This window comes from Spartinivicinus ruber (genome assembly GCF_011009015.1).
Taxonomy (GTDB): Bacteria; Pseudomonadota; Gammaproteobacteria; order Pseudomonadales; family Zooshikellaceae; genus Spartinivicinus; species Spartinivicinus ruber.
Genome location: NZ_CP048878.1, coordinates 2,749,659 through 2,762,677, shown reverse-complemented (window position 1 = coordinate 2,762,677; position 13,019 = coordinate 2,749,659). Strand labels below are relative to the sequence as shown.

The window sequence follows — 13,019 nt, the reverse complement described above, 5'->3', positions numbered from 1 at the left end:
GGTTAAAAACTCTCATTAATTATTCACCTAATTTATACTAGGGCCTGATAACACTATTTGAATCCATATTCCTGCCGGATCTTGTGGTATGTACCATCAAGAAACAATTGTTTCATTCCTCTGTTAAAATCGCTCAGTTTCTTTTTATAACCCGGCGCTCTCTTAGAAATCCCAACTATTAGGTCATTGATTTCCCTTTTATGTATAGTCTATTTACCCTCCACCATCAAAACTACCAAACGATATATTTTTGTGGCTATAGTAAGTTGCAACCAGAATGAAAATGGACATCTTTATGAACACACCATTTCCCAATGTTTTCTTAATCGTTTTGTTGAAACCGGCACTTTAGTTTTTAACACTTGAGCAAATAAAGATACTCGGTATTCTTCTAACAGCCAGCGATATTCCTCTAATTCCGGGTTAATTATTTTTTGGCTTAATAAATCCTCTGCTTTTTGCTGATATTGCTCCCATAAATTTTGCAGCTCTTCTGTACTGGCTCTATCTTTAGCATGCTGCTGGCCGAGTTTATCCAGCCGTACCAGAATAGCTTGTAAATAACGTGGGTATTCTTGCAACCTGACCAGGGAGATATCCTTGATAAAACCTTTATACACCAGCTGTTGTAGTTGAAACTTAACGTCTGCCAACGAGCGGGCCATGGATAATTGAATAGTCCCCTTCAAGCGCCGTTGAATTTGCTGGTATAAATCTAAAATAGTGGTCACACAATCCGACAGCTGCTGAAAACGGTCTTCTAGTGTTTGTTTAACCTGCTGAATCCATTGTTCAAAGCTAGCTGCATTTCTTGGCCAAGCTTGATGATCTGACGGTAAGCAGGCCTTGACAGCTGCAAATTGCAAGTCCGCTTGCAATTCCTGCTTACTCAGCAAATTCACCGCAAACATGGCTAGCTTTCGCCAATCGGGAGTATTTTTCGAAAAGTAATTGAGTTGCCCAGTCAATTTTAATACCGCCAAACGGGTTAAACCATCCCGATGCATATACTCAGCCCAGCTTGCAGAGCTAAATAAGGTCAAACCGACGGTTTTACCCTCGTCCACCAATGCAGGGTAAGCTTTAATGACCACACCACCCCGTTGCTGCTCCAACAACTGGGGTATATCTGCAAATTCCCATTCAACTGCTCCCGTTCGCTCGAAACGACTATCAGCCACTTGTTGTACACCAGTCTCCATCTGATCAGCAAAACGCTGCTGCAACTCAATTAAATCACGCCCTTCTCCCAACAACGAACCCTCATCGGCCAGCACTTTAATATTGATCAAAAAATGTGGCTCAAGGTTCGCGAGCTGCCAACTGTCTGCAGCTATACGGGTACCTGCCATGCGAAATAAGCGCTCCCCCAATATTTGAGTTAACGGCTCATCACCCGGCGTCATCTGTTCCATTGCAGCTTTAACATAATCTGGTACGGGCACAAAGTTCTTGCGAATGTTTTTTGGTAGGGCTCTGACTAATGCCACACACTTGTCGTATAATAACCCAGGCACTAACCATTCTAACCGATATTTAGGCAACTGCCTTAATAACGAGACTGGCACTTCAATACTGACACCATCGTCTTCTCTGATAGGATCAAATTGATAGCTAAGTGGTAAACTAATACCCTGCCATTCAAACTGATCAGGAAACGCTTCTTCTGTGATATGTGCCGCATCATGCTGCATTAAATATTCTTTAGTTAACCACAACAATTGTGGATTTTTTTTCTCCGCTTTTTGTCGCCACTGTTCAAATTGTCGGCCACTATGCACCCAGTGAGGTATTCGCTCTCGGTAAAACTCAGCCAGCACTTCAGGTTCCACTAAAATATCCCGCCGCCGAGCTTTGGCCTCTAGCTCATCAACAGCTTCCAACTGTTGTAAATTGTGTTGATAAAACTGCCCTTTAGTATGCAACTCCCCTTCTACCAGTGCACTTTGAATAAAAATCTCCCGCGCCGCATCCGGATCAATTTTACCAAAATCCACTTTGCGTTTTGGCACAATTACCAAACCAAACAGCGACACTTGTTCAAAGCCAACTACTTGTTGGCGACGCTTTTCCCAATGAGGTTCAAAGTGTTGTATTTTAACTAAATGCTTGGCAAATGGCTCAACCCAGGCAGGATCAATTTTAGCGTTCATTCGTGCATAGAGTTTTGACGTTTCGACTAATTCTGCCGTCATTAACCACTTTGGCTGCTTTTTAAATAATGCAGAGCCAGGAAAAATATGAAACTTTTTATTGCGTGCTCCTAAATACTCACTTTGTTCAGTTTTATTGCCTAAATGGCTTAATAAGCCTGCCAGTAACGACTGATGAATAGGTGCATAAACAGCAGGCTCCGGGTTAAGGGGTAAGTTTAATTGTTTACAGGACAACATTAATTGCCGGTGCAAATCTCGCCATTCCCGCATTCGCATAAAGGATAAAAAGCGCTTTTTACAGAGCTTTCTTAACTGATTTTGGCTTATCTCCTGGCGTTGCTCTTCATAAAATTGCCATAAATTCAGTACACTCATAAAGTCTGAATCGTCATCTTTAAATTCATTGTGCGCTTGATCAGCAGCCTGTTGTTTTTCGACAGGTCTCTCCCTTGGGTCTTGAACCCCCAGGGCACTGACAATCACCAACACTTCATTTAAGGCTCGATTTTGTCCTGCAGCTAATAGCATACGGCCTAAGCGTGGATCAATCGGTAACTGGCTAAGTTGATGGCCAACAGGAGTTAACTTATTTTGTTGAGTGACCGCCCCTAATTCATGGAGTAACCGGAAGCCATCTTTAATAAAGCGCGGATCAGGTGGATCAACAAAAGGAAAGTCAGTAATTTCCCCTAGCCGTAATTTGAGCATTTGCAAAATAACAGCAGCTAAATTAGTCCGTAAAATTTCGGCATCCGTAAACTCTGGCCGAGCTAAAAAATCCTCTTCCGAATATAATCGAAAACACACCCCATCACTGACCCGACCACAACGCCCTTTTCGCTGATTAGCACTGGCTTGAGAAACAGCTTCAATTGGCAGCCGTTGTACTTTTGAGCGGTAACTATAACGACTAATCCTCGCAAAACCAGGATCAATCACATACTTAATACCTGGCACGGTTAAAGAGGTTTCTGCTACATTAGTCGCCAAAATAACTCGACGACCACGATGAGATTGAAATATTCGCAGTTGTTCTGCTGCACTTAATCGTGCATAAAGCGGGAGTATTTCTGTATCTCGAAACTGGCATTTACGTAAAAAATGAGCTGTCTCGCGAATCTCCCTTTCACCACTTAAAAATACCAGCACATCATTACTGCCAACATACTTTTCCTGTCTTTCTTGATGTTCGATTTCTGTTAAAACATTAACAATGCCCTGCTGAATACTAATATCCTGTTCTTTACTAGACTCATCTTCATCTTCTGCACTTTCAGTTAGCGGTCGATAACAAACTTCAACCGGATAAGTACGACCAGAGACTTCAATGACAGGTGCATTATCAAAATGACGGGAAAACCTTTCAACATCAATGGTAGCCGAGGTAATAATCAATTTTAAATCAGGACGCTTAGGTAAAATATGTTTTAAATAACCTAATAAAAAGTCGATGTTTAAACTACGCTCATGGGCTTCATCAATAATTAAAGTGTCATATTGATTTAAAAACCGATCCTGCTGTATTTCTGCCAGCAAGATACCGTCGGTCATTAATTTAATTAGGCTGTTATCACCGACTTGGTCAGTAAAACGCACCTGATAGCCCACTTGCTGGCCCAGTGCACAATTAAGCTCTTCGCTAATCCGGCTAGCTACTGAACGCGCCGCCAGTCTACGGGGTTGAGTATGGCCTATAGTACCGTATATTCCACGGCCTAGCTCCAGGCATATTTTGGGCAATTGGGTGGTTTTCCCTGAGCCTGTTTCCCCAGCAATTACCACCACTTGATTGGCTTGAATCGCCTTGGCAATTTCTTCCCGCTTTTGGGCAATAGGCAAGGCATCGTCGTATTCTGGTTTAGGTAAACCTGTTTGACGGGTAGCAACCTGCTGACAAGAAGCAGTCACTCTTTCAGCTAATTGTTCAAGTTTGACAGGGTCTTTGTGTTTGAATTGCTGCTGGATTGCCCGCCGTAAAGGAAAGCGATCCTTTAACATACAGCGGTTGATTTGTTTTTTTAATTCACCAATAGAGACCACACACTTCACCTTCAAACACAAAAAAGGCGTATTCTAAAAGGAAAGGGTAATACATAGCAAAAGACTTTACAGGGGAAGTAACATGCTGTGTTGTCAAGACTACCTGATTAACGACAGCAGCTCTAATTGATATAAAAAGTGCTGGCTGGACACTCGCTTCAGCTCTTGAAAGACCAATGATGGTCTTTCAAGAGCCGCGAAGAGTAGTCTGTTATTCCGTATCAAACACTAGGCTTATTTTCAACACACTTTCGCGACAGTCTCCTGAGGAGAAAGCACTTAGTTTGGAGCACTTTTTTAGCTGGCTTTTTTCAGTTTTGATAACTCCTGATCCCTAAGTTCCCGGCGTAAGATTTTGCCCACGTTGGTGGTAGGTAGTTCGTCGCGGAACTCAAAAATCCGTGGCACTTTGTAACCAGTTACCCGCTCTTTTAAATAATTAATCAACTCTTCTTTGGTTAAATTGGGGTTTTTAGTAACCACAAACATTTTAATGGCTTCACCAGTTTTTTCACTCGGTATACCAATCGCCGCACATTGGACTACATCTGGATGTGTGGCTAATTCATCTTCTATCTCGTTGGGGTAGACATTAAAGCCAGAGACCACAATCATGTCTTTTTTACGATCAACAATTTTGATATAACCTTTTTCATCAACCGTTGCGATATCACCCGTTTTTAGCCAACCATCATCAGACAACACTTTGGCTGTTTCTTCCGGACGGTTCCAATAGCCTTTCATTACCTGCGGGCCACGTACACACAATTCACCCGTTTCTTGCAAGGGAACATCATTACCCTCATCATCACATAATTTAATTTCAGTGGAAGGAATTGGCATACCAATAGTACCCAGCTGAACATCAGGCAACGGGTTAGTACTAACCACTGGTGATGTTTCAGTCATGCCATAACCTTCACAAATCTTACAACCGGTTAATTGCTCCCAACGATTAGCCGTATCTAGCTGTAATGCCATACCACCAGATAATGTCAGCTTTAACGGTTTGAAATTCAGCTGACGGAATCGCTCGTTATTCATTAAACCGACAAATAGTGTATTTAAGCCCACGAATACCGAAAATGGCTGCTTTTCTAACGTATCAATAAAACCTGATAAATCACGAGGGTTGGTAATCAATACATTGTGCAAACCTAAAAACAGCCCCACCATACAATGAAAGGTAAAGGCATAAATATGGTACAGCGGTAAAGGGGAGATGACTGTTTCCTTGCCCTCTTCCAATATATGGCAAGTGATAGCTTTACACTGAAACATGTTAGAGACGATATTACGGTGGGTTAGCATCGCTCCTTTTGCAACACCTGTTGTACCACCCGTGTACTGTAAAATAGCCACATCATCAAAACCGGCTTTATGGGGCTGAAAAGCATGAAGCTTGCCTTTGTTTAGAACATCAAGAAAACTGATTGCTTGAGGTAGATTGTAACTAGGCACCATCTTTTTCAGGTATTTCACAGCACAATTTACCATGACACGCTTAAACAGCGGCAGCATATCGCCCACCTGCGTAATGATCACATGCTTGATTTGGGTTTTGGGTACCACATCTTCTGCCAGATGAGCCATATTGGCTAGCACGACCAACGCTTTAGCCCCAGAATCATTAAACTGATGTTCCATTTCCCTTTCGGTGTATAGCGGATTAGTATTCACTACAACCAGTCCAGCGCGTAGCGCACCAAAAACAGCAATAGGAAATTGCAGTAAATTGGGCATTTGCACCGCAATGCGGTCACCTGGTTGTAAATCCGTTTCATTTTGCAGATAGGCAGCAAATTGACTGCTGAGTTGATCTAAATGCCGATAGGTTAAAACCTGGCCAAGGTTAGAAAAAGCAGGTAAGTCGCTGAACTTCTTGCAGGATTCCTCAAACACATCCAGGATCGAGGTATATTCACCTGTTGAGATTTCACGGGGAATCCCTGCCGGATATTTGTCCTTCCAGAAGTCCTCAGTCATTGGATTAGCTCCTAAGTCATGCTATTTCAACAGCGGATTAACTGCTGAATAAAATTATTGTTATTACCAGGATTGATTGTAGCGGATTGTCACTGTATTCATTTAATTGCCGCTATCATGAATCGTTCAACCACACAGCAGCCAAAGCCTGGCTTGTTTTTTACTCAATAAAGACTTAAGCTGAATACAGTTTCAAACGAGCGTTTTTTTAACATCTCAATTTAGCGAAGTCCAACAAATTGGCTCAAAACCCCATAGCCAATTAACAAGTATTATTATTTAACACCCAAAGGTTTACTGAACGGACCCTAGCGCCATTTATTATATAGGAAACAGCACTCTACAACGCAATCTTTGAAAAAACTACCGATGGAAAGCACAACAGCAGAAAAGCATACACAACAGATGCAGCAGATGAATAGTCACTGGCTTGCTGCTGAAGGCTGCGACCTATATATCCGCTATTGGCAACCGAGTTACCCTGCCAAAGGTATAATACATATTCTGCATGGTTTAGCAGAGCACAGCGGCCGTTACCAGCGACTAGCTGAATGGTTAAATCAGCAACAGTTTATCGTCATTGCCCATGATCAACGCGGTCATGGCCATACCGGCCAGCAAACCCAACTTGGTCATTTCAGTGATCACAATGGCTGGGCACACCTTATCAACGATGTGTCGTCTGTGCAGACCTGGGCTACTGGTCAATTTGGCAAGCTACCCATTATCTTACTAGGGCACAGTATGGGGTCCTACCTCACCCAGGATTTTTTACTTACCCATAGTCATAATATTCATGCAGCCATTTTATCAGGTTCTAATTATGACTTAGCCACAAAATTCACCTTCAGCCGCTGGATAGCCCAGTTTGAGTGCTGGCGACTAGGCCCTAGTGTTCCTAGTCGCTTAATTGAAAACCTGGTATTTGGACGTTTTAACCATCGCTTTGCCCCCAGCCGCACCAGCCATGATTGGCTCAGCCGGGATAGCAAACAAGTCAATGCCTATATTGCAGATCCACTGTGTGGTTTTATCAGCACAGCCCAACTGTGGTCTGACCTATTTGAAGCACTTCATCGCATTAACCAAGTTGATAACCTGAAGTCTATTCGCTTTGACTTGCCCATCTATGTATTGGGGGGACGAGATGACCCCATTAGTGCAGGTAAGCGCTTGAAACACTTAGCAAATGCTTTACGAGCAGCAGGCATTAACCAGGTAACCGAAGCCATATACGTGGGAGGGCGCCACGAAATGTTTAATGAAACAAACTATCAACAGGTGTATACCGATATGACCGATTGGCTAATTAGCACTTTTACTTCAACACCATGCAACTCTTTACATATTGCGTAAACTAATATCCGTACAGGGTGTTTTTTTGCTTGCTCAATTTAACATGTGAAACTGCTGGCCAATTTTGCTAGAATTGCGCTGTTTTTTTAGGTTGCTTGGAATGGATAGTATGATTAATCGCTGGGTTTTATTGGTGGCTTCAACCATTGTATTGGTTAGCCCTACCCAGGCATCGGAACAACTTGCCAACGAAATTAGTTATTTAAAACAACAAGTGAAAGATTCTCACTGTCAGTTTTTACACAATGGTAAGCTGTACCAGCCAACCGCTATGCTCGACTATATCGAGCGTAGATATAAGCTGTTTAAGGATGACATTGGTAATACGGAAGAGTTTATTGTATTAACCGCTAGCAGCAGTGCTAAAACGGGGCAGTCACTAAAAATTCAATGTCCAGACAAGCCCCCAATGAAAACTCAAGGCTGGCTCCTGGATAAGTTACAAAAGTTCCGGTTAACAACGGCTCAACGATCTAACTAATTCAACGCAAGGGGTATATTCCTACCCCTATACTACATTCTTAAGTCAGGCCGAAAATAGCTAAAAATCCTGCGATCTAACCCAGGGCTTTTAGTAAAATTTATTTATTGATACAACTGACTAGCCAAGATAGTTTGGTCAATTTTCTTCACCAGTCGCTGATAGCCTTCACTTTCTGGGTTTTGATAACGCTGTTTAAACTGGCTTTCAGTCATTCCTTCTGGTAACCGGTTTAATCGAGGTATTAAAGCATCAGCGGTTGTATTAATAATTTTTTGCTGCACAGCCCTAGCAGTATTTTCATCCTGAGTGGCATATGTGGCAAACTGGATGCCAGCCCGGTCAGCCGCTAAATCATAAAAACTAAAACCAGACCCATTTTTGGCATCATCCAGCTCTTTCCATAGCCCTAAGGTGTCTGACACTTCGCTACCCGCATATAAGGCAATAGCCGCTGAGAAACTGAAATGTCTGGCTAAGTCTTTGCGTTGATGTAGGTAAAAAATCCGCCGCCGCTCACCACGCAAGGCTTTATTAGCTAAATAATCAGCTGTTGGAAATGATGATTGATACAAAGCCAGTGCAGTAATCATGGCTTGATTTTGTGCTACAGCGGAAGCACCCTGCTGTACCTGTTGTTGTGCCTGCTCCGTCAAATATTGAAACAGCCTCCAAAAGCTTGGTAAACGGACATCCTGCTGTTGTGAGGCAAATACATAAATTGCCGTTAAATAAAAACCAATATGCTGTTGTTGTTCTGGACTAAACAGCAACTGTCGGCTCTGCTGGTTAATTCCAGAAACCACTTTGCGGGACTGGTATTTCACCACCAGCTGCTCAGGGGTTACCCTAACCTGATCGATTGTTTGGTAAAGTGACAACAACTGTTGCACACGTGAATATCGCTGAGCTGTATCAAGTCCCCACTCCGTTACCCCTTGAGGAATAGGAATAGGCCCTACTTTCAGTGCAGTGACTGTTGGCACTTCTGGCGTTGGTGCAACCTCTAATGACACCGTTAAATAGCGCCCCAACCAAGTCAACGCCCCCTGTAGCTTAACCTTATTTTGTAGATACTCTGCTTTCACCCCAGCGAGGTTAGGAAACCCACGCTGTATTTTAGTCACACCATGATTTAATACCGCCGTTGCATCCGAAGGCAATAAAGTCATTTGGTATAGTTTTTCATTTGGCAAATAAACAGGTGCATTTGCTTTAGTCAATTGTTTCAGTGTCAGAGTACTATCTTGATCTGTCGCAAAAGGCGGCTGTGTATCGGTTATTAAAAATCCCACCAAGGCTAAACACACCACCAATAGTATAAGTCTAAAAAACCAGCGCTTCATTCACACTCTCTATTCCAGCCTACTTACGTTTTATACTGATTGCTTTTTTAAGCGTATTTGATTGCAACCTTTTTACTGTTGTTGACTTACCAGGTGGTTTCTCATTTCACCATTTCATCTACTGATGAGGGTTATACCCTAATCTTCAATGCCTGGGTAGCCATGCCCTGAATGATGAGCAAAATTAATCACAAAGATAGATCAATACAATTAGCTGAAGTTCAACCATTAATGGAGACTATAGGTATCAACTCGCTTACAAATTTTTAAGTCAAACACAGTTTTGGAGTTAAAGGTTATGAAACGTGTTACTATTTTTGGTAGGTCTGATTGCGGCTACTGTCGTCGAGCTAAAGAGCTGTGCGAAATTAAAGAGCTAAATTATAAATACATTGATATTCACGAAGCCGGTATTAGCCAGGCAGATTTAGAAAAAACCATTGGTAAACCCGTAGCCACTGTACCACAGGTGTTTATTGGCCAACAGCATATTGGTGGTTTCACTGAGCTTGATGCACACCTTAAAGCAGTTAGTACAACAATATAGTCTCCTGAGTGACAACATACAATTGCATAAGCTAACAGATATGGGGTAGCAACCAGGTACTCATTCACTGCTTCAACACTAAATATCTTCTTCTATAGTTAGCTAACAACAATAATGACTGCAGTTGAGGACCCAGCACATGAAGGTAGGACATAATAGCCTGAATACCCGCCGTGAGCTTACCGTAGGTAACAATAAATACTGCTACTTTGACATTGACGCACTCCATCAAGAAGGGCATGGCGACGCTAGTCGACTGCCCTTTTCGCTAAAAGTATTGCTGGAAAATCTGCTGCGATTTGAGGATAGTCAGTCAGTGACTGTTGCTGATATTCAGGCATTATTAGGTTGGTTAAATCAGCGTCGTGCCAGCCAGGAAATTGCTTTCCGCCCTGCCCGTGTGTTAATGCAAGATTTTACGGGTGTTCCTGCTGTTGTTGACTTAGCCACGATGCGCCAAGCAGTAGAGGCTAAAAAAGGTAACTCTCAAGCCATTAACCCACTGATTCCCGTTGACCTGGTCATTGATCACTCAGTAATGGTTGATCACTTTGGCGATGACTCTGCATTTCGCGATAACGTCGTGCTGGAAATGGAAAGAAACAAAGAGCGTTATCAATTTTTAAAATGGGGACAACAGGCGTTCAGCAACTTTCGTGTAGTTCCACCGGGTACCGGGATTTGCCACCAAGTGAACTTAGAATACCTGGCCCAAACTGTCTGGCAATGTAAGATCAACCAGGATCATTATGTTTACCCAGATACCTTAGTTGGTACCGATAGTCATACCACGATGATTAATGGATTAGGCGTACTAGGTTGGGGCGTTGGTGGCATCGAAGCTGAAGCCGCTATGCTGGGCCAACCTATTTCAATGTTGATTCCTGAGGTCGTAGGTTTTGAGCTAACTGGAAAACTTCAGGAAGGGATAACTGCCACCGACTTAGTACTGACTGTCACACAACTGCTTCGTCAGGAAGGGGTCGTTGGTAAATTTGTTGAATTTTACGGTGCAGGGCTTAATCACCTGCCCTTAGCAGACCGAGCCACCATTGCCAATATGGCCCCTGAATATGGCGCTACTTGTGGTTTTTTTCCTGTCGATCAAGAAACCCTTACCTACCTCAAGCTAAGTGGCCGCTCTACAGAAACCATTGCTTTGGTGGAAGCCTATGCAAAAACACAAGGGCTCTGGCGAGCAGATGATGCCCCTGCTCCTTTATATAGCAGCCAACTATCTCTGGATTTAGCCTCTGTTGAAGCTTGCTTAGCAGGTCCAAAACGCCCCCAAGACAGAGTAACTTTAAAACAAGTAGCGCAAAACATGCAGGAAACCCTTGAGCTGGCTGGGCGAAAATCTCCTCAAACAGTTAAAGTCACTGATTATGAGCTAGCCGATGGTGATGTCGTAATTGCCGCGATTACTTCCTGCACAAACACCTCTAACCCTGCTGTAATGCTAGGCGCAGGGTTGGTCGCACAAAAAGCGCTAAAAAAAGGCATGAAAGTCAAGCCCTGGGTGAAAACCTCATTAGCTCCAGGCTCTAAAGTGGTCAGTGACTATCTTACTGCTTCGGGTTTACAAAAGGCACTTGATCAACTGGGGTTTAATCTGGTGGGTTATGGCTGCACCACATGCATTGGTAACTCCGGTCCCCTACCCGACCTCATTAATCAGGCTATTCAACAAGCTGATTTACATGTTTGCTCGGTTTTGTCAGGCAACCGTAATTTTGAAGGCCGGGTACATCCCCAGGTGAAAGCTAACTGGCTAGCTTCTCCACCATTAGTCGTGGCTTATGCCCTAGCTGGTACCCTAAAAATTAATTTAACTACCGACCCACTTGGTGAAGATAATCAAGGTAACCCTGTCTATCTGAAAGATATTTGGCCAACGCAGCACGAAATACAACAACTGCAGACTCATGTTTCGCAAAGCTTGTTTCAACAGGAATACCAAGCCGTATTTGATGGCACCCACGAATGGCAACAGCTCAAAGCGCCATCAGGTGAAATCTTCAGTTGGGATGATGACTCTACCTATATCCGTAAACCCCCGTTTTTTGAAGGAGAGTACGCTACCCCCCAACAATCGGATATCGAAGGGGCACGTATTCTTGCTTTATTAGGTGATTCCGTTACCACTGACCATATTTCCCCTGCTGGAGTAATCAAAGCGGATAGCCCCGCGGGAAAATATTTACAAAGTCAGGGCATCCAACCCAAGCACTTTAATTCCTACGGCTCCCGTCGGGGTAATCACGAAGTGATGATGCGTGGTACTTTCGCCAATATTCGTATCCGTAATGAAATGGTTCCTGGCGTTGAAGGGGGTTATACCCTGGATGTGATTACGGGTGACCAGCAGGCCATTTACGATGCAGCCATCCGTTATCAGTCCCGAGGGATTCCATTGATAGTCATTGCAGGCAAAGAATATGGAACTGGCTCCAGCCGCGATTGGGCAGCCAAAGGCACTCGTTTGCTTGGGGTTAAAGCCGTGATTGCAGAAAGCTTCGAGCGTATTCACCGTTCTAATTTAATTGGTATGGGGGTATTGCCTTTGCAGTTTGAACAAGGTATCAATCGAACCAGTCTGCAGCTGACAGGAGAAGAAACCATTAGCATTAGTGGAATTAAAGCGGGACTTACTCCACAACAGTCGTTGATGGTTACTATTTCCCGTCCTGATCAATCCGTTGAAACTATTAACGTCCGCTGCCGTATTGATACCTTGGATGAGCTTAGTTATTACCAACAGGGCGGCATATTACATTATGTATTGGATAAGCTTGCTGACACACAACAGTAGTAGTCTCACTAAAGAAGAAGTATTTAAAGGCATTCTTTCCAGTAGCGCTTTATGCAAGTTAGAAGTGCTACCGTAAACCTTCACAGCTACTGAACCACCTAAAAAGGTGCTTGCTAACTATCGCCAATTGGTGATCACCATGATAAGTTATTGTAACTCTTTGCAACTGTTTGTAATTGTTTCCTGCTTACGCTGGTTGGCGAATAATGCCAGAATCTAACCACAACACAGTTGGCAGCTGCAATGAAGTAATTTTCTGTACCTCTAAAATCCGGCGTCAAATTGCTTTATTTGA

At 43.2% G+C, this 13,019-nt stretch carries 7 protein-coding genes; 4 read left to right on the top strand and 3 right to left on the bottom strand.

Going from position 1 to position 13,019, the window contains the following annotated elements; genetic code table 11:
* Positions 1–293: 293 nt before the first annotated feature.
* Together hrpA and G4Y78_RS13175 are read right to left on the bottom strand one after the other, a co-directional pair.
* Positions 294–4,196: an ATP-dependent RNA helicase HrpA gene (gene hrpA / locus G4Y78_RS13180; RefSeq protein WP_230425731.1), complete on the bottom strand. Its 3,903-nt coding sequence runs from the start codon at positions 4,194–4,196 to the stop codon at positions 294–296.
* Between the two features lie 297 nt (positions 4,197–4,493).
* Positions 4,494–6,182, bottom strand: coding sequence for an AMP-binding protein (locus G4Y78_RS13175; RefSeq protein WP_163833456.1), 1,689 nt, complete (start codon positions 6,180–6,182; stop codon positions 4,494–4,496).
* 369 nt (positions 6,183–6,551) lie between these two features.
* On the opposite strand from G4Y78_RS13175, the gene G4Y78_RS13170 reads away from it, so the two are divergent.
* Complete coding sequence (locus tag G4Y78_RS13170; protein WP_163833455.1) at positions 6,552–7,538, top strand: alpha/beta hydrolase; 987 nt, start codon at positions 6,552–6,554, stop codon at positions 7,536–7,538.
* 100 nt (positions 7,539–7,638) lie between these two features.
* Positions 7,639–8,019 carry a DUF5329 family protein gene (locus G4Y78_RS13165; protein WP_163833454.1) on the top strand — a complete coding sequence of 127 codons (381 nt, stop codon included), beginning with the start codon at positions 7,639–7,641 and terminating at the stop codon, positions 8,017–8,019.
* Between the two features lie 104 nt (positions 8,020–8,123).
* Here G4Y78_RS13165 and G4Y78_RS13160 read toward each other — a convergent pair whose 3' ends face one another.
* On the bottom strand, positions 8,124–9,365 hold the full coding sequence (locus G4Y78_RS13160; protein WP_163833453.1) for a hypothetical protein: 1,242 nt from the start codon (positions 9,363–9,365) through the stop codon (positions 8,124–8,126).
* Positions 9,366–9,663: 298 nt separating this feature from the next.
* Here G4Y78_RS13160 and G4Y78_RS13155 point away from each other — a divergent pair, with 298 nt between their 5' ends.
* Together G4Y78_RS13155 and acnA are read left to right on the top strand one after the other, a co-directional pair.
* Complete coding sequence (locus G4Y78_RS13155; RefSeq protein ID WP_163833452.1) at positions 9,664–9,912, top strand: GrxA family glutaredoxin; 249 nt, start codon at positions 9,664–9,666, stop codon at positions 9,910–9,912.
* 139 nt (positions 9,913–10,051) lie between these two features.
* Positions 10,052–12,724 (top strand): aconitate hydratase AcnA, encoded by a 2,673-nt coding sequence (gene acnA / locus G4Y78_RS13150; protein ID WP_163833451.1) that lies wholly within the window; start codon positions 10,052–10,054, stop codon positions 12,722–12,724.
* The last annotated feature ends 295 nt before the right edge of the window (positions 12,725–13,019 follow it).

Excerpts from the sequence above, each read along its gene's own strand:
- G4Y78_RS13175 (WP_163833456.1), bottom strand. The coding sequence starts at position 6,182 with ATGACTGAGGACTTCTGGAAGGACAAATATCCGGCAGGGATTCCCCGT.
- G4Y78_RS13170 (WP_163833455.1), top strand. The coding sequence starts at position 6,552 with ATGGAAAGCACAACAGCAGAAAAGCATACACAACAGATGCAGCAGATG.
- G4Y78_RS13165 (WP_163833454.1), top strand. The coding sequence starts at position 7,639 with ATGGATAGTATGATTAATCGCTGGGTTTTATTGGTGGCTTCAACCATT.
- G4Y78_RS13160 (WP_163833453.1), bottom strand. The coding sequence starts at position 9,365 with ATGAAGCGCTGGTTTTTTAGACTTATACTATTGGTGGTGTGTTTAGCC.
- G4Y78_RS13155 (WP_163833452.1), top strand. The coding sequence starts at position 9,664 with ATGAAACGTGTTACTATTTTTGGTAGGTCTGATTGCGGCTACTGTCGT.
- acnA (WP_163833451.1), top strand. The coding sequence starts at position 10,052 with ATGAAGGTAGGACATAATAGCCTGAATACCCGCCGTGAGCTTACCGTA.